Raw genomic sequence first — 25,473 nt, 5'->3', positions numbered from 1 at the left:
GCAGGCTTGTAAGCTTCTCTTATTTTCCCATCTGACTTTGCACAGATCTAGCAACTGTACTCAATTCATCTGGTGTTAGCTGATCAGAAGCCAGCATAAAGTCTACTCCATTATATGTCCAAGATAGACTTTTATCCGTTAAAGCTCCCACAGTAAAACCTAAATCAAAGGGCTCTCCGGCAGTAACTGTAGATGTTGCTGTTTTAGCTACTTGCGCTTTTTCTTGTACAAGCGTAAACGGCTTTTCTCCTTTGTACATTAAAACGACTCTCTCGCCATTTTCTGTCTCAATTTTCTTTTCCTTGGACAGCTTTGTACCTTTTGGAACATCCTTAGGATAAAGGACGCTAAATGATTTCTGCTGAGCTAATGTTGGAACGTCAATCTTTGCACTTGTCATGTTTCTTTTTGTATCAAAAGCCCCTTTATCAAACTTAGAATCGAATTTCACCTTAGAGAAATCAACTTTTATTAACACTTTATTATCCGTATCCATAATTTTAACCGAAACAGGCGCTAAGTCACTTTTGTTCAGCGTAATTTCTTGTTTAGGAAGCATCGTGCTATTTTGATAGTTGGTTTTTGTTTCAAAAATATAATGCTTATCCGTTGATTTAAAACTTGCTTTTTCATCCTTCACAATATCTTGGACAAGGGATTCATACAAATAAGCTTGACTGCTATTTTGCGGCCAGTCACTTTGAAAACGAAAGCTTTTATTTAAGGCGGGCGTTAAAACAAAAACCCCTTCATCATTACGCAAAATCATTTGGCTTTGATCTTTCTTTGTATTTTTCAAATTCACTCGATAATACATAGGCTTACTATGCCAAATCTCTACATCGTATACTTGAGCATCTTTCCCTGTATTTAATGTCATCTTAGCATCTGATTTATAACCCGCCATTTCTTGTACCTTGGCATCCAATGCATCTGTTACATCCTGCTGACTTTTTTCACCGCATGCTGATAAGGCTAAGAGAAAAAAGGCGCAAACAAATAAGCCAATCCATTTTTTATGCATTTCCCCAACTCCTTTATTTCGTATATTCACAGCTAAACGGAGAAGCAAGAACGTATCTTGTCTCCCCTATCCACACTATGAATATATGAACAAGAAATAGTGAATATGCAGACTAGCTTGACAAGCGTTCAATAATTACTTGAGCAATCGCATAGTGCGCACTGTGGGAAATAGATACGTGTACAGACGCGTCCAGCGGTTGTTTTGTAACAATGTGGGGTTTTCCTCTTTCATCATTCACAATTTCGATATCTTGGAAGCTGAAATCTTTTCCTATTCCTGTTCCAAGAGCTTTCGAATATGCTTCCTTCACAGCAAATCTTCCTGCTAAAAATTCGACCTTACGTCGGCTTGATAGCTTTTCATAGCGCTCTTTTTCATTTTTTGTTAAAATCCGAGTAACAAAAGCACTTTGACGCTGCACCATTTTTTCAATCCGCTCTAACTCTGTAATATCAATTCCAGTTCCTATAATCATTTTCATTTAATCCTCTCTTACAGAATAGTATATAAAAATGCCTTTATAAAAAGGAGTGACAAATATGTTCGTACGCACAGAAAATGCAGCTGAATTTAAACGTTTTTATCCTGTTACCTTCACGCTTATCTGCATCCACATTGCGCTATGGTTACTTGCCGCTCTTCCCTCACACCTTGCAGAATCTTTTATACATCAGCTTATTGGTGTGAATAGCTTAATTTCTCAAGGAGACTACTGGCGACTTTTCACACCTATCTTTTTGCATCTAAGCTTTTCACACTTTCTATTTAACTCATTTTCATTGTTCTTGTTAGGGCCAGGTGCTGAGCGTATTCTTTCTTCTTATAAGTTTCTTCTATTCTACCTTACGTGTGGATTGCTTGGAAATATCGTTACATTTCTAATCCAATCTTCTTTCTACAGCCATGTGGGTGCATCCGGTGCCATTTTCGGGCTGCTTGGGTTTTACCTCTACCTTGTAATAAAACAAAAGCACATGCTTTCTAAAAGTAACCAGCAAATCATTGTCGTCTTTTTAATTATTGGATTACTTTCAGGTCTGCTAACGCCAGGAACCAACAACACAGCTCATTTCGTTGGAGGTATTGCTGGATTTCTTCTCGCTTTTCTCGCGTTCAAACAGAAAAACAAGCCACAGATATGAGGCCTGCTTTAAGATTTAATATAAAAAGTGGATGAGTTAATAAATTCCACATCTTCATAAGACTTCAAGTCTCTTACTAACTGAAAGAGCGCTTCATCTTTTTTCTTAGCTTCAATCATGCAATCAATTTGCGGTATCGTTCCATTTACTTCTTTTAAAAAGCTGTAAAACCCATTAACATCGATATAATCTGCATGGGCTCTAAATTCTTTATCACTTTTAGGACTAGATATATGCATTTTTAGAGGAAGCGTTTCCTGTTCCCACGTTCTAATGATACGGTCCCAATGCTCTTGCCATGAAGTTTCATCGTTGTTTGCCTGATGATGATGAAGATCAAAAATGATTGGGACATTTAGTTTTTCACATAAATACAAGACGTCCTTTATATGAAAGGTTGTATCGTCGTTTTCTAACATAATCATTTGCTGAAGGGATTGAGGTACAAGCCCCCAATTATGAATAAACTGCTCCAGTGCTTTTTCTTTATCATTATAAGCTCCTCCAACATGTAAAACACAGCGATTTTGAAGCGGAATATCCATTCCTTTCAGCAATTTTTGATGCATGCGAAGAGTTTGGATAGAATGCTTAAAAACCTCTTTATCCGTTGAGTTTAAAACAACAAAATGATCCGGGTGAAAATCTACTCGCATTGGATGTTCCTTCAAAAATACAGAAATACGCTGAAGAGCATCTTTTAAAGGAGCTATGTAGTTCCACTCTTTTAGCGCCTCATGGTTAGCTAATGGAATTAACTTAGAACTGAATCGAAAAAACTCAATTTCACTCCACGCATTGTGTTTTAATAACCGTAAGCAGTTTTCTAAGTTGGATATTGCAATACGTTCGAGCTTGCGAATGGCCGCTTCATGGTCTTTCACACGCTGAAATTGTGCAAAAGTCATTGTTTGAGAAGGAGAACTATTTTCCAAATGAACGCTCATCGCCACATAACCTAACCGAACAATGGTCGACATCAGTGAACACCCCATTTTATTTTACTCATAGTGTGCACCAATAAAATAGCAATTAACACATAAAAAAAACGAGCCTGTTAAGGCTCGTTTTTATTTTACGCTTTGCTGCGAGAATCTTTACGATTACTGCTGCTATTGCGATTTCTATTATCACTGCCGTTGCTTCCACCGCGACGCTTGTCACCAAAACGCTTTGAGTTTCCACGACGATTTTGCTGTGAGTAGTTTTTAGAGTTAGAACGTGAACGCCCTCCGCCATTTCCACGTTTGTTTTTATCACCTTTTGCAATTACCGGTGGTTCAGCAGTTAATTGAATTGGTGATTCGTTTGGTTCTTTTGTAAATAATTTGATTGCTGCTGCCACTAATGAAACTGAATCGTGCTCTTCAAGTAACTCTTCTGCCAACTGTTTGTAGTAAGATAAGTTGCCTTGTGTCACAGATTCTGTTAATTTGTCAGCTGCAATACGCTGTTGACCTTCCATTGCTTCATCAAGCGTTGGAGGAGTAAGACGCTCCATTTTACGTTTTGTTGTACGCTCAATATTGTGTAACTGTCCAGTTTCTCTTGGCGTTACAAATGTCATAGCAGCACCCATTTTACCAGCACGTCCTGTACGTCCGATACGGTGTACATAGCTCTCTGGATCTTGAGGGATATCAAAGTTGTATACATGAGTAACACCAGAAATATCAAGTCCGCGTGCAGCTACGTCCGTTGCAACTAATACATCAATAGAACCTTCTTTAAATTGACGTAGTACAGATAGACGTTTCGACTGCGTCAAGTCACCATGGATACCTTGTGCAGAATAACCACGCATATTTAATGCTTCTGATAACTCATCAACACGGCGCTTTGTACGACCAAAGATGATAGCTAATTCAGGTGATTGCATATCTAAAAGACGAGTAAGGATATCAAATTTACGCTTTTCTTGTACTTCTAAATAATACTGCGTAATGTTTGGCATCGTTACTTCTTTTGCTTGTACTTTTACCACTTTTGGTTCGTTCATGAATTTTTCAGCAATGCGACGGATTGGAGTAGGCATTGTTGCTGAGAATAAAAGTGTTTGGTGGTTCTCAGGTACGTTTGATAAGATTTTTTCAATGTCTTCGATGAATCCCATGTTTAACATTTCATCTGCTTCATCTAAAATAACTGTATGAACATCTTGTAGACGAAGTGTACGACGATTAATATGATCTAGCATACGCCCTGGTGTCCCTACGATGATATGAGGGTGCTTTTTCAATGCACGAATTTGACGACTGATATCTTGACCACCGTAAATTGATAGCACGCGTACGCGCTTTGTTTGACCAATTTTGTAAAGTTCTTCAGATACCTGTACAGCAAGTTCACGAGTAGGAGCAATAATTAACCCTTGAATTGCATCTACGTTTACATCAACTTTTTCAATAAGAGGAATACCAAATGCCGCTGTTTTCCCTGTTCCTGTTTGTGCTTGTCCGATCAAATCGTGACCTTCTAGTGCTAATGGGATAGTTTCTGATTGAATTGGTGTTGCTTCTTCAAAACCCATTTTACTCACAGCTTTATTAAGCTGTTGACTTAATCCTAAATCTTGAAATAATGCCAAGTTTTTCAAACTCCTTTTATATTTAGACTATCTATATTTTACAAAAAAAAGCATTCTCCGAGGAAACGGAAAATGCTCTAAACGACTACTTCAATAAATTCAACGTTTAGAGTATAAGCGCCTCAAGACACTCAGACTACATCATAACACTATGGCTTTCCGTTTGCAATAGAGCTTACTTATACTCTTTTTAATATCACGGTAATTTATGCATCATTTTTGAGATAACTTCCTCAAGCTTCATCCCTCGAGATGCTTTCACTAAAACCACATCTTCTCTTGTTGTAATCGCTGTTAATTTTTTAACAAGCTCATCTTTCTCCTCAAAGTGCATTACCTTATCTTCTGCAAAATTATTTTTTGCTCCTTGCTCAATTTCAACAGATAAGGGGCCGTATGTTAGAACATAATCAATTTTTTCTGCTTGAATAAACTCTCCCACTTCTTTGTGGAACTCTTTTTCCTGATCGCCTAATTCAAGCATATCCCCGAGAACAAGAATTTTTTGCTTATAGCCTTCTAAATCATGCATCAGCGTGATAGCAGCTTTAACGGACGTTGGGCTTGCATTATATGCATCATTAATGAAGGTCAGGCCATCTGTTCGTTTCACGAGCTCCATACGCATATTGGTTAGCTTTAATTCTTTTAATCCCTTAGCGATTGTTTCATTGTCTAGTCCAAAATAATGACCTACCGCAATAGCAGAAAGCGCATTGTGAACATTATGTTTACCTAATACCGGGATAAAGAACGAATATGTTGTTTCACGTGAAACAGTGAATGTGGTGCCTAACTCTTCAGCTGAAATAGCACTTGGATATAAATCGTTTTGTTCTGAGCTGCCAAATGTCACCGTTTCAAATACTGGATTAACTACGCGTGATGTTAAAAGTGGCTCATCACCATTATAGACAAGCTGACCTGTTGGCGCTAAACCGCTTGTAATTTCTAATTTCGCCTCCGCAATTCCATCGCGGCTTCCTAAGTCTTGAAGGTGCGATTCTCCGATATTTGTAATAATGGCCACATCAGGCTCCGCTAAATTAGAAAGAAACTCAATTTCCCCTCGGCTGCTCATGCCCATTTCTAAAACTGCAATATCATGAGTTTCATCTAAACGCAAAATAGTAAGCGGCATGCCAATATGATTATTAAAGTTTCCATCTGTTTTCAGAACACGGTAAGTTGTATCAAGCACAGCTTTCACCATGTCTTTTGCCGTTGTTTTTCCGTTACTTCCTGTAATGCCCACTACTTTAATATCCAACTCATGACGATAGGATTTCGCTAATTGCTGAAGAGCTTCTAGCGTATCATCGACTAAAATAACACTAATGTCTGTCGGTGGATTTTCTTCATCTTTGTTCCACAGTGTAGCGACCGCTCCGTTTTCAATTGCTTTATGAACAAATGTATGCCCGTTAAAACGTTCCCCTTTAATTGGGATATATAAATTACCTTGCTGAATGGTTCTCGTATCAATTGAGACTCCCTCAATTACAGCTGCTTCGTTCCCCCTATGGAATACAATTCCTGGAATCATTGCAGCTAGCTGTGTAAGCGTACGTTTAATCATTGTTGGTTTGCTCCTCTCGATATAAAGTAAACTATGGATAACATTAATTGAAACTAAACACAGAAACACTATTCATGATGAATAGTGTTGTGTGAGTTACATTGTGTGTTTAATTTGCTGCTTTTCGGTATGACGTTCAATTGCTAGTGATACAAGTTTTTCAATTAAATCTGGATATTCAACACCTGCGTGTTTCCACAATAACGGGAACATACTGAAAGGTGTAAAACCAGGCATCGTATTCACTTCATTAATAATGAATTTACCTTCTGATGTTAAGAAGAAATCTGCACGTACAAGACCAGATCCATCAATTGCTTTAAATGCTTTGATTGCTAGTGCTGACATTTCTTGATGCTGTTCTTCTGTAATTTCAGCTGGAATAATAAGACCTGTATCGCCGTCTTCATATTTGGCTTTGTAATCGTAAAACGCTTTTTTAGGTAAAATTTCTCCAACTACTGAACAAGCTGCTTCATCATTCCCTAACACACCAATTTCAACTTCACGGCCAACTGCTGCTGCTTCTACAATGATTTTCCGATCGAATAAGAAAGCTTCAACAAATGCCGCTTCTAGCTCTTCGCGGTTATCACATTTGCTAATCCCAACGCTTGAACCTAAGTTTGCCGGTTTAACAAAGCAAGGGTATCCAAGTGCTTCTACTTTTTCATAAGCAGCCGTTCGATCTGCTTCCCACTCGCGGCGGATAAATGATACGTACTCTACTTGAGGCAGACCTGCCTGTGCAAACAGCTGCTTCATTACAACTTTATCCATACCAGCTGCTGAAGCTAATACACCGTTTCCAACATAAGGAATATTTAATAATTCTAATAATCCTTGTACCGTACCATCTTCTCCATTTGGACCATGAAGAAGTGGGAAAATAACATCTAGCTGATCATCTGTTTTTGAATCTGTTAATGCAAACATTTCTGTATTCAATGAAACTGGTGAAATAGCTGTTCCGTTATCTTGAATTTCTAATTGAGCAACTGTTTCAAGCGGACCAGTCAGCTGTGTGCCGCGAATCCACTTTCCTGTTTCTGTAATGTAAATTGGATGCACTTCATATTTATCGTGATTAATTGCTTTTGAAACTGCTAGAGCTGTTTGTAAAGATACTTTATGTTCAGCGGATTTTCCTCCGTATAAAAGGCCAAGCTTAATTTTCACTGATGTTCCTCCTAACACATATTCATCTTTTCTATTTTATCATGCACGTTTAGATAGTAAACAGAAATATTAACTATTATTACGTATGTCAAAATAGCTAGGCTTGTGAAAGAAATTCCAGCTTCTCCTTTCATTATTTAAAATGACCTTTTCACTTGGATTATTTATTTTTAAAAAAACTTTTTTGATTTTAAATCTTTTTTAAAAGTTTATTTGTAAAGTTTATTTGTAAAGTTTATTTAGGCTAAAGATCACCATCAATAATCGAAACTATAGTTCTGGTATAAATCAGGAGGTTCAACAAACATGAGTAAAATGGGAAAAACGATGATTGCTGCATGCAGCGTAGCCATTGGAAGTATTTATGCAACTGGTTATATAAACACTCTATCTGATGCACAAGCTGTTCAAGTCACCCCGGCTCATCATCAGAAGAAAAGGACGGATCAAACAGACAATCAAACGATTGTCAATGACAGCTGGGGAGAAGATGTTGCTTCCTCTAATAAGAAACAGTCATCAGCGAGTGCCGAAAGTTCTGCTCCTAAAACAAAATACAAAGATGGAACGTATTCTGGCCAAGGAAGCAACCGTATCGGAACTGTCTACGTATCCGTGACCATTAAAAACGACCGAATTGATACAGTTGAAATTACACAAGCGGATACTCACTATTCTCAAAGTTACATTGAGGGCCTTCCGGCTCAAGTCGTACAAAGACAAAGCTCAGATGTCGACGTCGTGAGCGGAGCAACGCTTAGTACAGAAGATTTTCAAAATGCCGTGGACGACGCACTTCAGCAAGCAGTGAATGCATAAAGGAGAAACGAATGATGTCCATAAAAACGTATAGCCGCTCTGTCTTATGTATGGGAACAACCGTCTCCATTCAAGTAATTGCTCCCCAATCAGAAGAAGCAAATGTCCTTCACCATATCTCAAAGGCATTTACTATTTTTAAAACCGTTGAAACGACATGCAGTCGATTTGATGCCACAAGCGAAGTGATGAAACTAATTAGACATGTCAAAGAGCCTGTTTCTGTTAGTCCTCTATTATTTGAAGCCCTTCATTTTGCTATCTTAGTAGCAAATGAAACGCATGGAATCTTTGACCCAACGGTAGGAAAGCAATTAGAAAACCGCGGTTTTAATGAACATTACTTATATGGAAAACCCGTACAAGTGAACGAAGCAGTCGACTCTGGAAGTTATAAAGACATCGTATTGGATACACATAAAAAAACGGTTTGTTTACAAAAACCGATGATTATAGATCTTGGAGCGGTCGCCAAAGGGTTGGCGATTGATTTGGCTGCCCGCTCCCTTCCTTATCAGCATTTTATGATTAATGCAGGAGGAGACATCCTAGTTAAAGGACGCAATCAACACGGAGAGTTGTGGAAAGTCGGGATTCAGCACCCTGTGATTCAAACGCAATCACTACTGACTTTACGTGTAACAGATACGGCTGTCTGCACATCAGGAAATTATGCTAGAAAAAATAAGACACATCCATCAACGCATCATTTGGTTAATCCCTTATCTCCATCCACTCGAAGCAGTCTGTTGAGTTGCACAGCTATTGCTCCTTCTGCCATGCTGGCCGATGCATTATCTACGTCAGCTTTTATTTTAGGAGCGGAAAAAGGAGTAAATTTATTGAATGATGCCGACATACGTGGCGTGCTCTTCGACTCTAGTTTCACTCCTTTTTTTACATCAGATATGGAGGAATTAATAAATTATGACCACACGTTCTGAACGAAGAAGCGGTGTTAAATATATCAGTACACCAAAAGGTTATATTATTGTAGATGAAAACAAACCAAAAGAAATAAGTCTTTGGGCGCAGCTAGTTAAAACCCCTAAAAGATATGTAATCGCTATGCTTCTGCTTTTAACTTTATTAGGTGAATTCAACTCTTCTGCCTTTCAAGGATTAGGACACCTACTGCTTGCCGTATGCTCGGCGGCCGCCTTAGATTTAGGATTTTCTTTTGCTTATAAAAAGAAAATTCAGCTTCCTGACGGCGGAATTATTACTGGATTAATTATTGCCTTAGTACTCAGCACCTCTACACCTGCTTGGGTCACATTTTGCACTGTAGCTGTTGCGATTTTATCGAAGCACTTCGTAAAAGTAAAAAAGAAGCCTATTTTTAACCCTGCTGCTTTTGGTCTTCTCTTTTCACTTATTGTCTTTTCAAGCGGCCAAAGCTGGTGGGGAAGCTTATCTTTACTACCCGTATGGCTCATTGTATTCGTGTTTGTGACGGGGTACCTTGTGACGAGCAAGGTAAATAAATTCCCTCAAGTATTTGCGTTTTTGGGCGTGTATTTTGCTATTTTCACGATTATGTCATTAATAGGAGTAGGCGATGTAGCAGATGCTTTACGAGCTCCTTTTGTTAATTCCGCTTTATTTTTAGCCTTCTTCATGGTGACGGATCCGCCAACTTCTCCTGCCAAGTATAAAGACCAAATAAAATTTGGGCTGCTTGCGGGGGCGATTAGCGCTATAGATTACTTAGTTTTTGGCGGCCTTGCCTATTTATTAATTGGCCTGTTACTTGCTAATGCATGGAAAGCGTGGAAGACCGCCACCAAAAAAGTGATGAAAAAAGCTGCCTGATGATAGGCAGCTTTTTTTCATAGCGGAATTTTCACATGAAATTCCGTACCCACGTTTTTTTGGCTAAAAACCTTAATTTCTCCGTCATGAGCTTGTACAATCCATTTAGCAATCGCGAGACCTAAACCTGACCCTCCTTCGGCACGTGCTCGGCTCTTATCACTTCGATAAAAGCGATCAAACACATATCGAAGGTCTTTCGCTTCAATGCCAACGCCTGTGTCTCTAACGATTAACGTCATAGAGTGATGATATTTCTTTAGACTGATGTGAATGCTTTCTCCAGAGGGCGTGTATTTAAAAGCGTTATCTAATAAAATCATACATAGCTGATGAAGTCGTTCTTGATCTCCTCCGCACATTAACGATTCAATTTCCCTTGTGAAGTGCAGCTCCTTTAGTTCAAATATGGGCTCAAATTGATTAGCTACTTTATCAACCAGCTCGCCCATATTAAAGACCGTTTTGTTTAGCAGCTGCGCACTTGAATCAGATCTAGCCAGTGTTAGTAAGTTACCCACCAGCTTCGTCATCCGCTTCACTTCGTTTAAGCTTTGATAAATATTTTCGCTTTCTTGCTCGATCGTATGATTTGGTCGTCTAAACAATAGCTCGAGATGCGTTTGCATCACGGAAAGAGGCGTTCTTAACTCATGGGAAGCATCTGCAATAAATTCGACCTGTTTGTTCCACGACTTTTGTATAGGTACAAGCGCTCGATTAGCTAAAAACAAGCCAGCCACAAGCGAAAGAAGCAGTCCGATAAACGCTGAAATGATAAGAAGAAAAGCAAGGTGCTCTAAGGTTTGAGTTTCTGGATCTACGTTTAAGACAAGTTGAATCGTTGAAACGTCTTGATCTTTTATATACCCTTCGTTTTTCACATTCATCACTCGATAAGCATGACCGTTTACCTCTTGCGACGTTTGGGCTTTTCCTTCTGAGAGCGCAGGCTTAAAGTCGTCAATATCGTTTGTATATAACCCTTTTTTAGGTGTGATTTTGATTAGTTTTTTATCACCGCTCCAAAGTAAAAACGCAACCCGTCTTTCTGTTTCTCTCTCATTATTTTCCTGAATCTCATGTAAATTTCTTTTTTTTACTTGCTCACTCATCTCACTTAACCGATTGTCTGGATTTGAAAAAATAACATGCTGCATATAAAAATATAAAACTAAACTAAAAATGCTCAAAATAACCATCAGCACGATTGTGTTAAATAACACAAGCCTGATTCTCGTCTTTTTAAACATGCTCTTCCCCTTTTAACATAAAGCCTACGCCTCTCACTGTACGTACATAACCGTCACAATTAAAAGGCTGAAGCTTCTTTCTTAAATGGTGAACATAGACGTCTACTACACCCACTCCTACGTCAGATGTAAATCCCCATACGCGATTAAAAATTTGATCTCGAATAAGGATTTGTTCTTTATTTCGAATAAAGTATTCCAAAAGCTGAAATTCTTTAATCGTTAACGTTAGGGCACTCCCATTTATCATAACTTCATGATTGTCTTCTCGTATAGAAATGGGACCATATGAAATCATGCCTTCTTCTGCCTGCAAGTCTCTGAGCATCACCCTTAACCTCGCAAAAAGTTCAGCCATGGCAAAAGGCTTAACCAAATAATCATCAGCTCCATAATCGAGTCCTTTCACTCGATCTTCTACACTATCCTTTGCAGTGAGAAAAATAACTTTCGTCAGCACCTTTTGTTTTCTTAGCTTTTTTAGTATGTCAAGTCCTGTCATACCCGGCAGCATAATATCTAGAATCAAAGCATCATAAATATTCTGCTCTGCTAAAAACAAACCTTCATCTCCTTCAGACGCACAATCAACTTCATATCCTTCTTCTTTTAAGCCTTCTACGATACCGTGTAATAATGAAGCATCGTCTTCTACCACAAGTACACGCATATCAAATTCCCCCTTTTGTGAGTACCTAAGTAAGCATTATCTTAGCATGTCACTTTTAAAAATATTTTAAAACTAGCGTGTTATCATCTCTTATACTTTATAAAAAAAGTTATGCCTGCAAGCAGACATAACTTTTAACTAAACGCTATTTATGATCAGGACGTCGGTAAATGAACACCGCTTCTTTTGGCAGTTTACCAAACAAAAAGCTAGCAAACGGTAAAAGACGATGACATCCCCAAATGATGAGGTAACAGCCTGCTAATGTTAGAATATAGCGTGCCAAAATTTCAATGTGAAACATGTAGTTTCCTTGTATTGGTACTGCTTTTGCCACAAAGTTTAAAACCATCGGGTGAATCAAGTAAAATCCAAACGAGTACATGGCAATATTTTTAACAATCGTCACGGACTTCACAGAAAGCTTTTCAGCTAATATCTCTGCAATTCGGAAGAAGAAATAACTTCCAGCGACCAAATAAAGCGTATTAACAGCCTCATACGTAAAGCCTGAAATTTGGATTGTCTTCATTGTGTACAAGTGATAATTTAACAGTGAAATAGCTATTCCCGCTCCGAGCGTCACCAGAAATAATACACTATTCGAACGACTGTACTTTTTATCCACTTGTTCGCGATAATAAATGCCAATCCAACCGCCAAGTAAAAACGTAGCCATTGTATTTAAAAACAAATTAAATGAAGTGATATGATACGTATTGTTAAGCATTAAATAACCAAGCTGAATGATAATGCCAAACAGCCACATGTATTTTTTAAAAATGGTTACTTTTTGTGCTAGCCATACAAAAACCGGCAGCACGAGATAAACTTGTACAATTAAAAAGATAAAATGAAGCTGATAGTAGGACTCTCCGCGTAAAATACGTTTCACAATATCAGCTGCATTTAATTCTGTTGCTCCTACATAGTACGAATAAAATTCATAAATAAGTGCCCAAACAATATAGGGAACCAAAATATATGTCACTCTTCGAGCATAATACGTTTTCCATAAAGTCTTTGTTAAAGGCTTGTTAATATAACTATAAAAGAAAACCAAACCTGTAATCACAATAAAGATCCCTGCTTCAATTCGAACAATTCGGTTAAGAAAATGATATTTCTGATAAGCTTCGCTTGCAAATGGCAGTACCGTTGCATATGCTGCTGTTACATGTACGAGCACAACCATCATCATAGCGAATAACCGTAGAAAATAAATGGATTGAATATGCTGCTTTTGTTTTTGCTTCACTTTTTCTCTCCTATATAATGTGAAATATAAATTCTGGATGAATAATAGAACATTCAATTTTTTCTTATCTTTCCCGTTTTACAAATAAAAAAGCTAATAACATAAAATAAATGTTATTAGCTTTACTCGTTTGTATTTTATCTTTCCTCTTGCTATGACGCAACTGAATTTACAAAAACAATAAAGAACTTGAGTACAAAGACCTAATTAAGTTCCTTTTATTTACGGTGCATTTTAAATTCCAAAAATAATTCATTGTAATAAGCAAGCATTCGTTTGCCTAAGTTATTATATACCTCAAGCTTTTTTGTTAGTTCTTCCTCTGGGTAAAAACGTTCATCTTCCGCTACTTCTTTCGGCAAATATTCTAACGCTTTTTTATTAGGCGTAGAATATCCTACATATTCCGCATTTTGAGCAGCGTGTTTAGGATCCAGCATAAAATTCATGAATTTATGTGCGCCTTCTACGTTTTTAGCCGTTTTTGGAATAACCATGTTATCAAACCATAAATTCGAACCTTCTTCTGGAACAACGTAATTCAGCTTATCGTTTTCACTCATAATCTCAGAAGCATCGCCTGACCAAACAACGCCAATTGCCGCTTCTTCATTTGCTAGGAGCATCTTAATCTCATCTCCTACAATAGCTTTTACATTTGGTGTTAATGTATCAAGCTTTCTTTTTGCTTCTTGAAGATGGGCTTTATTCGTATCATTTAATGAATAATTTAAGCTGTTTAGCCCCATTCCCATCACTTCTCTAGCGCCATCTGCAAGTAAAATTTGATTTTTCAGCTTAGGATCCCATAAATCATTCCAGCTTTTTATCTTCTTGCCATGAATCATATCAGAGTTATACACAATACCCACAGTTCCCCAAAAATAAGGAATAGAGTACTGATTGCCAGGATCAAAGGATAAGTCTAAAAAACGCGGATTAATGTATTTTAAATTAGGCAGCTTCGAATGATCAATTGGCAATAGCAAATTTTCTTCACGCATCTTGCTAATCGCGTACTCAGAAGGCACAGCAATATCAAATGTCGTACCGCCTTGTTCAATTTTTGTCATCATTGCTTCATTCGAATCAAAGGTCTGATAAATGACTTTAATTCCGGTTTCTTTTTCAAACTGATTCACTAAATCAGGATCAATATAATCTCCCCAATTATAGACGGTCAGCGTATCTCCTCCAGAGTATCCTTCGGCATTGTTCAAATGATGAACCACATACATAAGAACGAAAGAAAGGATGACGATGAAGATAAACGGCTTTGCTAATTGCTTCATTTTCCAGTCGCCACCCCTTTCACTTTATTGCTATATCGCTGACTGATAAAGTAATAACCAATTACAATCAGCACGGTAAACATGAAAATAAGAGTAGAAAGAGCATTGATTTTCAACGAGACCCCTCTTCTTGCTAACGAATAAATTTCTACTGAAAGCGTAGAAAAACCGTTCCCGGTCACAAAGAACGTAACCGCAAAATCATCCAAAGAGTAAGTTAAAGCCATAAAAAAGCCTGCAAAGATACCCGGACGAATAAATGGCAATACCACTTTTGAAAGTACTTCAAAGCGGCTTGCGCCCAAATCACGGGCTGCATCAAGCAGTGTCGGACTCATTTCCTGCAGCTTAGGCAGAACCATGATGACCACGATCGGTACACTGAATGCAATATGCGCTAATAATACCGATATAAATCCGAGCTTTACACCGATAATGGTAAATAGAATTAAAAAAGATGCGCCAATAATAACATCTGGACTCACAATTAACACATTATTAAATGTTAACAGCGTATTTTGAACACGTCTGCGCTTCACGTATACGATAGCAAGTGCCCCTATCACGCCAATAATAGTTGAAATACCCGAAGACAGTAGAGCAATAATAAGAGTATTCAAAACAATAATAAGCAAACGCGTGTCTTGAAACACTTCTTTGTACCAATCTAACGTAAACCCTTCAAATTCACGCATGTTTCCTCCGCTGTTAAAAGAGTAATACATTAAATAAAAAATGGGCGCGTATAAAATGAAAAATACAAGAAATAAATAAAGGTGGCTGAACTTCCACTTTCTCTTCATTTTACACACCTCTCTTTCCAGTGCCTGTTATGAGCATCATAACGGCCATCGCAATAATTAAAAAGACGGCTATGGTGGCGCCCATGCCCCAATCCTGCGTCACTAAAAAATGTTGTTCAATCGCTGTTCCCAGTGTAATGACGCGGTTTCCAGCAATTAAACGCGTAATCATAAAGAGGGATAGTGCTGGGATAAAAACAGCCTGACAACCTGATTTAACCCCTTCTAGCGTTAGCGGAAATACCACGCGTTTAAATGTCACCCATGAAGATGCCCCCAAGTCTCGCGAAGCGTAGATAAGCGAGGGATTAAGTTCTTCCAAAGAGTTAAAGATGGGCAAAATCATAAAGGGGATAAAAATATACACCGATACAAATACAAAACTAAAGTCAGTAAATAAAATTTGATGAGTACCAAGTCCTAGAAATTCAGTAAACTTATTAACCGTACCATACGTGCCAAATATACCTAAAAAAGCATAAGCTTTTAATAATAAGTTAATCCACGTCGGTAAAATAATCAGTAGAAGCCAAAGCTGCTTGTGCTTAAGCTTCGTTAGTAAATAAGCTGTAGGATAAGAAAAAACCAAGGAAAATAACGTAATTAAAAAGGCATACCAAAATGAACTCAGCGTCATCTGTAAATAAACCGGAGTAAAAAATTTCTTATAGTTTTCAAGCGTCAGCTCATTATCGATGTTGAAAAAAGAATAATAGACAACTAATACAATGGGAGCAACTACAAAAAGCAAAATCCATAACACATACGGGACTAAGTAAATATTTCTTGATTTAGTTTGCATCGTAATCCTCTTCATAACCTTCGAGTCGCTTATCGAATTCTTCTTCCGTTTCGTTAAATCGCATAACATGAATAGCCTCAGGTTCAAAATATAAACCAATTTCTTCCCCAACCGTTGCCTTTTTCGTAGAGTGAACGAGCCACTCATTCCCTGCATGGTCATAGCCTAAAATTTCATAATGGACTCCTCTGAACAGCTGTGAATCTACACGAACCTGCAGCTTTCCTTGATCGGAGCTTGTAATGGCTAAATCTTCAGGGCGAATCACAATTTCAACCTGCTCATTTTGGTTTAATCCTTGATCGACACATTCAAATTGCTGGCCGCCAAACTCCACTAAAAAGTCAGCAATCATTTTACCTGGTACAATATTTGATTCACCAATAAAATCGGCAACAAAACGATTAATTGGCTCATCATAAATATCTGTAGGTTCCCCGCTCTGCTGAATTCTTCCTTTATTCAAAACAAAGATTTCATCGGACATCGCAAGCGCTTCTTCTTGATCGTGCGTAACAAAAATGAACGTAATACCTAGACGACGCTGTAATTCTCTTAACTCGTATTGCATTTCTGTACGCAATTTTAGATCAAGAGCTGAAAGCGGCTCGTCCAGCAAAATGACTTCGGGCTGGTTTACAATTGCTCGTGCAATTGCTACACGCTGTCTTTGGCCGCCCGACATTTCCTTTATTTCTCTGTTTTCATATCCTTCTAAGTTAACAAAACGAAGGGCTTCTTTAACTTTTATTGCAATATCAGCATTTTTCATCTTCTTGATTCGAAGACCGAATGCTACATTTTCAAATACATTCAGATGGGGGAAAAGCGCGTAGTCTTGAAAAACCGTATTAACCTGTCGTTTGTTAGCCGGGACATCATTAATTCTTTTCCCATTAAAATAAATCGTTCCGCTTGAGGCTTCCGTAAAGCCTGCAATTAATCGTAAAATCGTTGTCTTTCCACATCCCGATGGACCTAAGAGGGTATAAAATTTCCCTTTTTCAATTTCAAAGCTTACATGATCCAATACAACTGAATCATTATCATATTGCTTGGTCACATTTTCAAATTGAATAATTGTATTCGTAGATGTCATTTCACTTCACCTCTTTTGTTCTATAAATAAGACTCTGTCGCCACGATAATTAACTCTGTTATTCCGTCATGAGCATTTAAAATCTGATGTTCTTCAGAAGCTTGAAAATAGATGGTTTCTCCTTGTTTGGCTTCATATATTCTGCCTCCAAGCTTTACCTTCACACACCCGCGCAAAATGTAGCCAAACGTTTCTGAAAGGGAAGGCTCAAATCTCTTAAATGCGCCTTTTTCATGAAGAATAAGACGAATGGGCTCCATTTCTTTTTCATTTGATTCATGCACAAGCCACTGAATATGGTAACCTTTTTCATCTTCGCAATAACTCGTGTAGTCTTCCTCTCTGTATACAACCTTTTGAACATGCGTATCAATTTCGAAGAATTCTTTCGGTTCGCACCCTAGCACTTCCAAAATACTAAAAAATGTTTCTAAAGACGGTGAACTTAAATCGCGCTCTAGCTGCGAAATATAGCCTTTACTTAAATCAGTACGTTCTCCTAGCTCTTCTTGTGTTAAACCTTTTTTTAATCGTAAATTTTTAATTTTCTTTCCTATTTCCATACTCTCGATCCTCAACTGTATTTAAAATTAGCAAACAGCATGAATGATTGTTCATGCTGTTCCAAACTCAAGTTTTGTTTTACTTAACTTAAAGTTTACTTTTAACCTTAAAATATTATACATGAATTATTTTTTAGTACAACCTTAAACACTTAAAAAATAAAAACTCCTTTTATATTAAAAGGAGTTTTTATTTTTATTTATACAACTTATGCGTTTCGTACTGTTTCCCGGATAATGTATCAAACTCAACTTCATGGTAATCTTGAAGGTCTTTTGCAGCTTTTTTAGAGAGCGCCGCCGGATCATCGACTAGCTTTCCTTTCGAATCTATATACATATTTGAACGAAAAGCCGGCACTTCTGTTTTCATTTGATTCAACTGATCGTAGAACAGATTACTTTTGTAACCAAGAGATTGAGCAAGCGTCGGAGCAATATAAATAGGACTCATCGTACCGAGATTTTTATCTATTTTCGTATCGTAATTAGATAAAAATAAGAGCGGCGTTTCATAAAATTTTTGAGATGTTTGCTGCGTTTTCTCGTTTCCAAAACCCGTTTCTTTGTAAGCTTGAAGGTTTTGGCCAAGCGCCGGCAAATGATCTCCCCAAAATACTACAATGGTCGGCTCGTCCAGCTTTTGAATTTCATCGTTCAATCGTTTTAAAGCAGCATCTGAACGTTTAATTCCTTCAGCATAAATTTCAATTTCCTTTTGCATTTCCGGTGATAACCCTTTACCGGTTACCTTAATGGTTTCCTGACCATTATACTTATCCGCCGAATAAGGAAGATGATTTGCAATCGTTACAGCATGCACAAATGCAGGCTTTTTCGACTGGCGAAGCGTATCGAGTACTTCATCAACTACTGCTTCATCAGAAACAAACTCTTTGTTATCTTTTTGTGTATGCTTCATTTCATCAATAAACTTCACTTGATCAAATCCCAAGTTTGGATATACATTTTGTCTCATATAAAGCATGCCGCTGTTTGGATGCATAGCCGTTGTAGCATAGCCTTGCTTTTCTAAATAAGAAACAAAAGACGGATATTCTTTTTTACTCAATACATGCTGATAAGGAAGGCCTCCAGGGTTAAAGAAAGACAAAGAGTAGCTCGTCAGCGCTTCGAACTCCACATTAGCTGTTTCCCCGCCAAACGAAGGACTTAAAGACCATCCGGAAGGATATTTCTTTTGAAGTTCTCTTGTATTTTTCATTGGATCTTCAGAGAACGTCACGTTAAGCTTTGTTGGGTCCCAAAATGTTTCGTTCATCACAAACACAACGTTTGGTTTGACTTCAGTCTTGCTTTCTTGTGTTTTCTCTTCCTTTGACTGAATGCGCTTTGCCACTTTTGCCATAGCTTCTTCTGAGTAGTCATCCGGCTCTTGCAGCACATCTGTTTTAACATTTGAAATCATGCCAATAACAGGTCCATTATAGTAATAATTATTTTGCTGATTCCAAGGCATCAGCGCAGCATATTGATCATAATATTTTTGAGCAAACGAGTGTTCAAAGAATAAAAATGATTTCATTAAAAAGATGAGCGGCAGAATCATAATAATTCGAAGAAACCATCGAATTTTAATTTTCGGCAAGAAAAACCAAAGAGCGAGCAGTACGACAATAGATCCAATAACTCCTATTACAATAGGAATTGAAATCGAATCTTTAATCATCGGAATAACTTCTTTTAACTGGCTCGCCTGAATAAAATCGTTCGGGAACAACGGTTCATTTCGAAAGATTTTTTTGTAATAGTTTACAAGAGCTAAAATAAAATACAGAACAAAGGTAATTCCAGCTCCTAAATAAGCTTCCCCTACTAGCATAATGATCGCTAGTGTTAACAGCGAAAGTAAAAATACCGTAAAAAGATAGCGTTCGGGATATGCTTGCATCCACTCTATTGTTTTGCCTGGATTATGTATATCAATATGATAGATAACAAAAACCATAGCAGAAACGGCTGCTACGGCAATTGAAAACACAATTGCCGTAAAAATGGCATACCACTGCGAATCTTGTATTCTCTCTATGTGATTAAATCGAAGCAGCAAATAGAAAGTGAGCGCCCATAAAACAAGTGAGCATCCTCCTATTAATACTACGAACCCAGCTGTATGGATTTGGGCCCAATCAAACAACATTTTTGTGTCATTTGACACATTAAACATAACAACACTGTATAAAAAAACGCTAAGCAGGCCATACGCTGCCAGCATTGGCAAAGAACGATACAAATGTTTAAACATAACCTTAAGCCTCCTATTTACAATATCTTAACACTTTTAATATGATTTTAACATTCCTATCTCTCTCGCTTTCACGCCTAATTTTCCCATAATCATACCACTAACATTTCCCGAGAAATTTCACACGAAAAAAGCCCGCTTTTCTTATGAAAAGACGGGCCTCTTAGCCGTTTTATACGTATGTAAAAATTGCTGTTATGAACGCTCTTTCACTGCTTGTGCTTTTAGCAAATCACGAATTTCTGTTAAAATCTCTTCTTCTTTTGAGAGAACAGCCACTTCTTCCTCTACTTTCTCTTCTTCTTTTCTCTTAAAACGATTAAAGAAACGAATAAATAAGAAAATCGAGAATGCGACAATTAAGAAATCAACAATTGTTTGAATAAAAGATCCATATAATACCGTAGCATCTCCAACCGTGAAGGATAAATCTTTAAAGTCTATCCCTGCTAACAACAAACCAATCAGCGGCATAATAATATCATTTACAAGAGACGTTACAATTTTTCCAAATGCCGCTCCAATAATAACACCGACAGCTAAATCCAATACGTTTCCACGCAAAGCAAACTCTTTAAATTCTTTAAGCATCTGTTTGTTCCACCTCCTGCCCTTCATTTCAAACCTTCATGATAATACATCCTAAATTAAACAGACAAGGTGCATTTTCGTTTTTCTCTTTTTCATGAGATATGTACCAGACCTTTAGTTGTATTTCTGCCCAGATTTTTACTTTATATTCGTTTATAAATAAGATGCACTTTCAGTTTTCATTCAGGAAAGGTTCATATTCAGTACATTTTCCTTTTATACACTAATAGCATGTAATTCATCAAATATGTAAACGAACAATAGAGGAGATGGCTAGAACGTGAGAAAAATTCTACTGCGAGCAGCGGCGTTGTGTCTCGCAGCTATTATCAGTATTTCTTATACAGCAAGTGCGGCGAATGCAAGTGAAAACACAGCAAGTAAAGATTTAATTATTATTAATAAAAAAACAAATCAGCTTGCTTATTTTCATAATGGGAAGTTAGAAAAGACGTATTCAGTAGCTACTGGAAAAACATGGAGCGATACGCCGGTAGGTTTTTTCAAGATTGTCAACAAAATTAAAAATCGTCCTTACTATACAGGGCATATTGCAGGAGGCGCTCCTAATAACCCTCTTGGCTCTCGTTGGCTAGGGCTTAATGCAAACGGAACAACCGGCGACACATACGCTATTCATGGGAATAACTCAGAAGATAGCATCGGCAAATATGTAAGCCACGGCTGCGTACGAATGCATAATGCGGATGTCGAAGAATTATTCAATAAAGTGGCAGTAGGAACATCGGTAACTATTACGTATTCATCAAAAACCTTTGAAGAGCTGGCAAAAGTATACGGCTACGGACAGCTATGAAAAGATAAAAGCTTATCCAAAAAATCTGGATAAGCTTTTATTCTTCTCTATTCCCATACATGAGCTCCGTACTGTGTGAATATAGCTCAATAATATTCCCAAACGGATCTTCACAATAAACCAAGTAATAAGGTTTTCCAGGTCTTGTATTCCATACTTGGCTTCGCTTTTTACCGCCTGATTGTTCGATTTTATCCGCCAACTTTTCCACGTCATCGGCTATTAAACACATATGAAAATAACTTTGATACTGCTCATCGCTGTCTTTTAATACAAGAGGCATTTGCGGCTTATTAAATTCAAACAGTTCAATGCCTATCTGGTTGTCAGCTGTCATGTGAGCATTTTTCATCTTTTTGATATGAGACCCCAGTAAATCTTGAGTCATATTTTCAGCTTGTTCTTCCTCCGCATTAAACGTATAAGGACCGGCAATCAGCTTAAAACCTAAAACTTTTTCATACCACTGCACGGCTTTTTCTACATCAGGCACAGCTAATCCAACGTGCGTAATAGCTACCATTTTATCACCCTCCTATACACAAACATTCCCTTTCTGCTAAAAGAAAAACAGCCCATTTAAAATGGACTGTTTACACGTACTAAATTCATTCACGATTTTAAAGCATTATATTGAGCAATGATTTCTTTTGTTAAATCATTACTTGCCTCTAACCAACTAATCTCTTTTAATACATACTCAATACCATACTCCTGAATATTCGCTTGAAGCTTCATAGCCTCTTTATCTTCTTGCGGGTCAAATAAAAGCGCAGCGGCAATAGCCTTTGCCAAATAGGTATAAGAAAGGCCCGCTTTTTTTGCTTCTAGCGCTGGACGAATCAAACGATCCTGAGGTCCAAGCTTGCGAATTGGCGCTCTTCCTACCCTTTTAACTGAATCATTTAAATGAGGATTTTTAAAGCGTTCAATGATTTTAGTAATATAGGCTTTGTGCTCCTCTTTATCTAAGTCATATCTTTCAATTAGATAGTTTCCTGTTTCTTGTAGTGTTTGCTGTACTTGTTCATAAATATCTGAATCTCTTAACGTTTGATCAATTGTTTCTTTTCCTTTTAAATAACCAAAATATGCAATCACCGCGTGTCCCGTATTCACTGTAAATAACTTTCTTTCAATAAAAGGAGCAAGGTCAGGCACAATCGTCATTCCTTCTACAAAAGGAATATCTTCAGGTGCCTCTACTACCCATTCATAATAGGATTCTACTAAAACATCAAGCGAACCTTGGTCATGTTGAATAGGCACGATACGATCTACAGCTGAATTGAAGAAAAAGACCTTATTTATCATATGAGCTTTTGTCTCTTCATCCAGCGCGTCAAAAATATAGCCTTTTAATAAATCTGTCGCAGAGATTTGATTTTCACATGCAATAATATATACATTTTCGTCGCTTGCTTTTACACGTTCAGCCAAACCTTTAGCAATTAAAGGAGCAATGCGAGGCAGAACGTTCGGTCCGATGGCCGTCGTAATGTACGTTGCTTCTTTAATCGCTTTAATGACTGCTTGTTCTTGTGTCAGATTATTTAAACCAGATACGTTTTGAACAGCTAATGTCTCGGGGTGCTCTGCGGCTGTTATTACGTTATACCCTCCATCTGTGTTTAACTGATTAATAATCTTTTCAGCAATATCTACGAATGTGACGTGATAGTTGCTTTGAGAAAACAATGCCCCAATGAATCCTCGACCGATATTGCCTGCTCCAAAATGAACTGCTTGTTTCACAAAAATCATTCCTTTATCAAATTATTTCGAAGGTACTCATGAAACGTATCCTCTAGCTTTTTGCGAATTATCTCTTCATTCGAGGACGAAAAAATCATCATTGCTTCATGGTCTTCAATTAAACTGGTACTAATTAAACTTAAAATTTCTTGTTGTGCTTCACTTAACTCTTCAGGTGCGAGCATTAATAGAAGGTTACGCGCCTGCATATTTGTTCCGTCCATGCCTTTAACTGTGCAAGGTTGTTCTAAATGTGAAACCTGAAATATCAGCTCGTTCACGTGATGTTCACGGCAATGGAACAGTGCCATGCTCGTTTGCGGAATGCCTAAACCGCCTTTGTTTTCTCGTTCCTTAAGCTGATGAATAACGCAGTTAGCATTGGTTATTAAACGTTCTTTTTCAGCAGCTTTTACTACGTGCGAAATCACTTGATCGTGACTCACTGCATCCGAAAATCGATACATTCTAAGGTTTTGAAGAATTGATTCGATACTTCCATGCACGTCTTTAATTTGTTTCATCGTTTCCTCAAAAGACGGTTTTTCTTTACAAACGGTCTTATTTTTATATTGGAACGAGCTATAGTCCTTATCTTTGGTTAACTTTTGAATGTTTTTCTGTAAAAAATTCTGGACGGATTGAATATCCTCTTCGGTTAAGAGTGGATTGACTAAAATGTAATCGACATTTAAAAAAGGCAGTCTTACTGTTGAAATCACTACGTCATACCCTTCAAGCGCGGCTTCTTTGATTTCTTTTACCGATTTAATGACAACTGAATTAATCTCCGGAATCTCTTTACGAATACGGCTAGCTAACATTTTCGAAGTGCCAATTCCAGTTGGACAGACGATCAGTGCCTGAATTTCCATGACTTCTTCTTTTAGCACTAGCGTTGAACCAAAATGCAAAACAAGATATGCTACTTCATCATCTGGAAAAACTAAATCCGGCAGCTCTTGATCGATACTGTTTCTCACAGCCATAAATAAAACCGGGTATTTTTTCTTAATCTCTTCTGTTAATGGATTAAAAAGCTCCATTTTTTGCTTAAGACGAAAAATTGCCGGTTCCATATGAGCAAGCAGCCCCTGGTAAAGGGAAAAATCACCGGTTAAGTCGGTGTTAAGCTGAACAGAAACGTGAGCAATCATATTCTTAATAATCTGCCCAACCACTACGCTGTCGTAATATACGTCTCTAGTAGTTTGGAATTTTGCTGCACGTAGCCGCACTGCTAAGAAATGAATATCTTTTTCTGTAAAAGAAAGAGAAAATACCCGTTCAATTTCCCGGCAAATATCCTTCATTAAGAACACTTCACTTGCCAGCTCTTCCGTTTGGCCGCCGTCGTCTTCTAGATACATTTGCTTTTTCGTTCGCTGTATCATAATGCAAATATGAACAATGAGCCCTATATAATCGCTGTCAGCCAGCTTAGAATGATGCTGATTAATCGCTCGATGTACAATTCCGTCTACTTCTGCCAAATAATCTGGATAAAAATAATGCAAAATTGTTTCATCCGTATGCTGCTGATTTTCTGCTAAAAACAAGCACTCAATTAACTCCTCACTAAAGTGAACAAGAAAATAATTAGCTAATGCTTTCCGTTTATTGGCTTCAGTAGCTTGAACCTCTACTCCCACCCCTCTTTTTCGATGAAGGAGAACGTCAAATGTGGTTAACCACTCTGTTAATTCATCTAAATAAGCAGTTAGTGTAGTGATACTTACTTCTAAGTCTTTAGCCAGCGTTTGTAATTTAAATGAATCCCCTTCTTCTAGAAGAAGAATTAAAAGAATTAATTTTCTTTCCTGTGGAGACTGATCCGTCGTTTTAATCTTCATCAGCTCTTGAATAAGACGAAAAATTTGTTCATTTTTACCTTCAATCATTAGTCCTTCATCTTGTGTACGAATCAGCTTCAAATCAAATTTTTCAAGTATTGATTCAATTGCCTTCAAATCTCTGTGAACGGTTCTTACACTTACATTCAAAAAAGTAGCAAGTGTAAGGGCTGTATGTTTTCCTGCCGTTTTAATAATTAACTCAATGATTGATTTTTCTCTTGAAGTAATAAACAAGAACATCAACTCTTTTCTTATTTATAAACAAAGGATAAAAAGGCATCTCCATGCCTTTCTATCCCG

24 protein-coding genes are annotated in these 25,473 nt (G+C 37.5%); 5 read left to right on the top strand and 19 right to left on the bottom strand.

Annotated features, from left to right (window positions below; genetic code table 11):
* Positions 1-19 precede the first annotated feature (19 nt).
* Together ACFX4E_RS26280 and acpS are read right to left on the bottom strand one after the other, a co-directional pair.
* Positions 20-1,024: a LolA family protein gene (locus ACFX4E_RS26280; RefSeq protein WP_025753518.1), complete on the bottom strand. Its 1,005-nt coding sequence runs from the start codon at positions 1,022-1,024 to the stop codon at positions 20-22.
* A 112-nt stretch (positions 1,025-1,136) separates the two neighbouring features.
* Positions 1,137-1,502, bottom strand: a complete 366-nt coding sequence (acpS, locus tag ACFX4E_RS26275; RefSeq protein ID WP_025753519.1) for a holo-ACP synthase — start codon at positions 1,500-1,502, stop codon at positions 1,137-1,139.
* A gap of 64 nt (positions 1,503-1,566) precedes the next feature.
* On the opposite strand from acpS, the gene ACFX4E_RS26270 reads away from it, so the two are divergent.
* Positions 1,567-2,169, top strand: coding sequence for a rhomboid family intramembrane serine protease (locus ACFX4E_RS26270; RefSeq protein ID WP_377238973.1), 603 nt, complete (start codon positions 1,567-1,569; stop codon positions 2,167-2,169).
* A gap of 8 nt (positions 2,170-2,177) precedes the next feature.
* Here ACFX4E_RS26270 and uvsE read toward each other — a convergent pair whose 3' ends face one another.
* The 4 genes from uvsE to ACFX4E_RS26250 all read right to left on the bottom strand — a co-directional run bounded on the left by uvsE (position 2,178) and on the right by ACFX4E_RS26250 (position 7,514).
* Positions 2,178-3,149: a UV DNA damage repair endonuclease UvsE gene (gene uvsE / locus ACFX4E_RS26265; protein WP_028410443.1), complete on the bottom strand. Its 972-nt coding sequence runs from the start codon at positions 3,147-3,149 to the stop codon at positions 2,178-2,180.
* A 95-nt stretch (positions 3,150-3,244) separates the two neighbouring features.
* Positions 3,245-4,756, bottom strand: coding sequence for a degradosome RNA helicase CshA (gene cshA, locus ACFX4E_RS26260; protein ID WP_016762753.1), 1,512 nt, complete (start codon positions 4,754-4,756; stop codon positions 3,245-3,247).
* Between the two features lie 196 nt (positions 4,757-4,952).
* Positions 4,953-6,335, bottom strand: coding sequence for a UDP-N-acetylmuramoyl-tripeptide--D-alanyl-D-alanine ligase (locus ACFX4E_RS26255; protein ID WP_377238975.1), 1,383 nt, complete (start codon positions 6,333-6,335; stop codon positions 4,953-4,955).
* 96 nt (positions 6,336-6,431) lie between these two features.
* A complete protein-coding gene (locus ACFX4E_RS26250) occupies positions 6,432-7,514 on the bottom strand; it encodes a D-alanine--D-alanine ligase (RefSeq protein ID WP_028410441.1) in 1,083 nt (360 codons plus the stop codon).
* Between the two features lie 306 nt (positions 7,515-7,820).
* On the opposite strand from ACFX4E_RS26250, the gene ACFX4E_RS26245 reads away from it, so the two are divergent.
* From ACFX4E_RS26245 to ACFX4E_RS26235, 3 genes are read left to right on the top strand one after another with little or no spacing between them, the layout of a single operon-like run.
* Positions 7,821-8,333 (top strand): FMN-binding protein, encoded by a 513-nt coding sequence (locus ACFX4E_RS26245; protein WP_330534327.1) that lies wholly within the window; start codon positions 7,821-7,823, stop codon positions 8,331-8,333.
* Between the two features lie 11 nt (positions 8,334-8,344).
* Positions 8,345-9,277: an FAD:protein FMN transferase gene (locus ACFX4E_RS26240; protein ID WP_102814021.1), complete on the top strand. Its 933-nt coding sequence runs from the start codon at positions 8,345-8,347 to the stop codon at positions 9,275-9,277.
* Positions 9,261-10,148 carry an RnfABCDGE type electron transport complex subunit D gene (locus tag ACFX4E_RS26235; protein ID WP_060745931.1) on the top strand — a complete coding sequence of 296 codons (888 nt, stop codon included), beginning with the start codon at positions 9,261-9,263 and terminating at the stop codon, positions 10,146-10,148. Before ACFX4E_RS26240 ends, ACFX4E_RS26235 begins: the two co-directional genes overlap by 17 nt.
* A gap of 17 nt (positions 10,149-10,165) precedes the next feature.
* Here the strand turns inward: ACFX4E_RS26235 and ACFX4E_RS26230 are convergent, their stop codons facing one another.
* From ACFX4E_RS26230 to mscL, 10 genes are all read right to left on the bottom strand, one after another.
* Entirely contained in the window at positions 10,166-11,401 is a 1,236-nt protein-coding gene (locus ACFX4E_RS26230; RefSeq protein ID WP_060745930.1) for a sensor histidine kinase, read from the bottom strand.
* Complete coding sequence (locus ACFX4E_RS26225) at positions 11,394-12,071, bottom strand: response regulator transcription factor (RefSeq protein ID WP_028410436.1); 678 nt, start codon at positions 12,069-12,071, stop codon at positions 11,394-11,396. Before ACFX4E_RS26225 ends, ACFX4E_RS26230 begins: the two co-directional genes overlap by 8 nt.
* Before the next feature lie 145 nt (positions 12,072-12,216).
* Entirely contained in the window at positions 12,217-13,329 is a 1,113-nt protein-coding gene (locus tag ACFX4E_RS26220; RefSeq protein WP_098966897.1) for an acyltransferase, read from the bottom strand.
* Between the two features lie 218 nt (positions 13,330-13,547).
* Entirely contained in the window at positions 13,548-14,621 is a 1,074-nt protein-coding gene (locus ACFX4E_RS26215; protein ID WP_028410435.1) for an ABC transporter substrate-binding protein, read from the bottom strand.
* Positions 14,618-15,424 (bottom strand): ABC transporter permease, encoded by an 807-nt coding sequence (locus tag ACFX4E_RS26210; protein ID WP_028410434.1) that lies wholly within the window; start codon positions 15,422-15,424, stop codon positions 14,618-14,620. The genes ACFX4E_RS26215 and ACFX4E_RS26210 overlap by 4 nt, the downstream gene beginning before the upstream one ends.
* Before the next feature lies 1 nt (position 15,425).
* Positions 15,426-16,226: an ABC transporter permease gene (locus ACFX4E_RS26205; RefSeq protein WP_016762745.1), complete on the bottom strand. Its 801-nt coding sequence runs from the start codon at positions 16,224-16,226 to the stop codon at positions 15,426-15,428.
* A complete protein-coding gene (locus ACFX4E_RS26200; RefSeq protein WP_028410433.1) occupies positions 16,216-17,325 on the bottom strand; it encodes an ABC transporter ATP-binding protein in 1,110 nt (369 codons plus the stop codon). Before ACFX4E_RS26200 ends, ACFX4E_RS26205 begins: the two co-directional genes overlap by 11 nt.
* 20 nt (positions 17,326-17,345) lie before the next feature.
* The gene (locus tag ACFX4E_RS26195; RefSeq protein ID WP_013054985.1) at positions 17,346-17,888 is read right to left on the bottom strand and encodes a helix-turn-helix domain-containing protein; all 543 of its coding nucleotides are present in this window, start codon (positions 17,886-17,888) and stop codon (positions 17,346-17,348) included.
* A 196-nt stretch (positions 17,889-18,084) separates the two neighbouring features.
* Entirely contained in the window at positions 18,085-20,154 is a 2,070-nt protein-coding gene (locus ACFX4E_RS26190; protein ID WP_098966892.1) for an LTA synthase family protein, read from the bottom strand.
* Between the two features lie 195 nt (positions 20,155-20,349).
* Positions 20,350-20,745 (bottom strand): large conductance mechanosensitive channel protein MscL, encoded by a 396-nt coding sequence (gene mscL, locus ACFX4E_RS26185; protein ID WP_025753425.1) that lies wholly within the window; start codon positions 20,743-20,745, stop codon positions 20,350-20,352.
* Positions 20,746-21,025: 280 nt separating this feature from the next.
* Here mscL and ACFX4E_RS26180 point away from each other — a divergent pair, with 280 nt between their 5' ends.
* Positions 21,026-21,562 carry a L,D-transpeptidase gene (locus tag ACFX4E_RS26180; protein WP_102814024.1) on the top strand — a complete coding sequence of 179 codons (537 nt, stop codon included), beginning with the start codon at positions 21,026-21,028 and terminating at the stop codon, positions 21,560-21,562.
* A gap of 37 nt (positions 21,563-21,599) precedes the next feature.
* Here ACFX4E_RS26180 and ACFX4E_RS26175 read toward each other — a convergent pair whose 3' ends face one another.
* From ACFX4E_RS26175 to ACFX4E_RS26165, 3 genes are all read right to left on the bottom strand, one after another.
* The gene (locus ACFX4E_RS26175; RefSeq protein WP_377238976.1) at positions 21,600-22,085 is read right to left on the bottom strand and encodes a VOC family protein; all 486 of its coding nucleotides are present in this window, start codon (positions 22,083-22,085) and stop codon (positions 21,600-21,602) included.
* A gap of 89 nt (positions 22,086-22,174) precedes the next feature.
* Complete coding sequence (locus tag ACFX4E_RS26170) at positions 22,175-23,317, bottom strand: mannitol-1-phosphate 5-dehydrogenase (RefSeq protein ID WP_377238977.1); 1,143 nt, start codon at positions 23,315-23,317, stop codon at positions 22,175-22,177.
* Positions 23,318-23,322: 5 nt separating this feature from the next.
* On the bottom strand, positions 23,323-25,413 hold the full coding sequence (locus ACFX4E_RS26165; RefSeq protein WP_377238978.1) for a BglG family transcription antiterminator: 2,091 nt from the start codon (positions 25,411-25,413) through the stop codon (positions 23,323-23,325).
* Positions 25,414-25,473: the final 60 nt, after the last annotated feature.

Source organism: Priestia sp. YIM B13491 (assembly GCF_042787605.1).
Classification (GTDB): Bacteria; Bacillota; Bacilli; order Bacillales; family Bacillaceae_H; genus Priestia; species Priestia megaterium_E.
Note: the sequence above shows the minus strand (reverse complement) of the source record. Positions and strands in the feature narration are given on the sequence as shown.

Bases quoted from the DNA above. Each gene is read 5' to 3' on its own strand.
- ACFX4E_RS26280 (WP_025753518.1), bottom strand. From the start codon at position 1,024: ATGCATAAAAAATGGATTGGCTTATTTGTTTGCGCCTTTTTTCTCTTA.
- acpS (WP_025753519.1), bottom strand. From the start codon at position 1,502: ATGATTATAGGAACTGGAATTGATATTACAGAGTTAGAGCGGATTGAA.
- ACFX4E_RS26270 (WP_377238973.1), top strand. From the start codon at position 1,567: ATGTTCGTACGCACAGAAAATGCAGCTGAATTTAAACGTTTTTATCCT.
- uvsE (WP_028410443.1), bottom strand. From the start codon at position 3,149: ATGTCGACCATTGTTCGGTTAGGTTATGTGGCGATGAGCGTTCATTTG.
- ACFX4E_RS26255 (WP_377238975.1), bottom strand. From the start codon at position 6,335: ATGATTAAACGTACGCTTACACAGCTAGCTGCAATGATTCCAGGAATT.
- ACFX4E_RS26245 (WP_330534327.1), top strand. From the start codon at position 7,821: ATGAGTAAAATGGGAAAAACGATGATTGCTGCATGCAGCGTAGCCATT.
- ACFX4E_RS26240 (WP_102814021.1), top strand. From the start codon at position 8,345: ATGATGTCCATAAAAACGTATAGCCGCTCTGTCTTATGTATGGGAACA.
- ACFX4E_RS26235 (WP_060745931.1), top strand. From the start codon at position 9,261: ATGACCACACGTTCTGAACGAAGAAGCGGTGTTAAATATATCAGTACA.
- ACFX4E_RS26230 (WP_060745930.1), bottom strand. From the start codon at position 11,401: ATGTTTAAAAAGACGAGAATCAGGCTTGTGTTATTTAACACAATCGTG.
- ACFX4E_RS26225 (WP_028410436.1), bottom strand. From the start codon at position 12,071: ATGCGTGTACTTGTGGTAGAAGACGATGCTTCATTATTACACGGTATC.
- ACFX4E_RS26215 (WP_028410435.1), bottom strand. From the start codon at position 14,621: ATGAAGCAATTAGCAAAGCCGTTTATCTTCATCGTCATCCTTTCTTTC.
- ACFX4E_RS26210 (WP_028410434.1), bottom strand. From the start codon at position 15,424: ATGAAGAGAAAGTGGAAGTTCAGCCACCTTTATTTATTTCTTGTATTT.
- ACFX4E_RS26205 (WP_016762745.1), bottom strand. From the start codon at position 16,226: ATGCAAACTAAATCAAGAAATATTTACTTAGTCCCGTATGTGTTATGG.
- ACFX4E_RS26200 (WP_028410433.1), bottom strand. From the start codon at position 17,325: ATGACATCTACGAATACAATTATTCAATTTGAAAATGTGACCAAGCAA.
- ACFX4E_RS26195 (WP_013054985.1), bottom strand. From the start codon at position 17,888: ATGGAAATAGGAAAGAAAATTAAAAATTTACGATTAAAAAAAGGTTTA.
- ACFX4E_RS26190 (WP_098966892.1), bottom strand. From the start codon at position 20,154: ATGTTTAAACATTTGTATCGTTCTTTGCCAATGCTGGCAGCGTATGGC.
- mscL (WP_025753425.1), bottom strand. From the start codon at position 20,745: ATGCTTAAAGAATTTAAAGAGTTTGCTTTGCGTGGAAACGTATTGGAT.
- ACFX4E_RS26175 (WP_377238976.1), bottom strand. From the start codon at position 22,085: ATGGTAGCTATTACGCACGTTGGATTAGCTGTGCCTGATGTAGAAAAA.
- ACFX4E_RS26165 (WP_377238978.1), bottom strand. From the start codon at position 25,413: ATGTTCTTGTTTATTACTTCAAGAGAAAAATCAATCATTGAGTTAATT.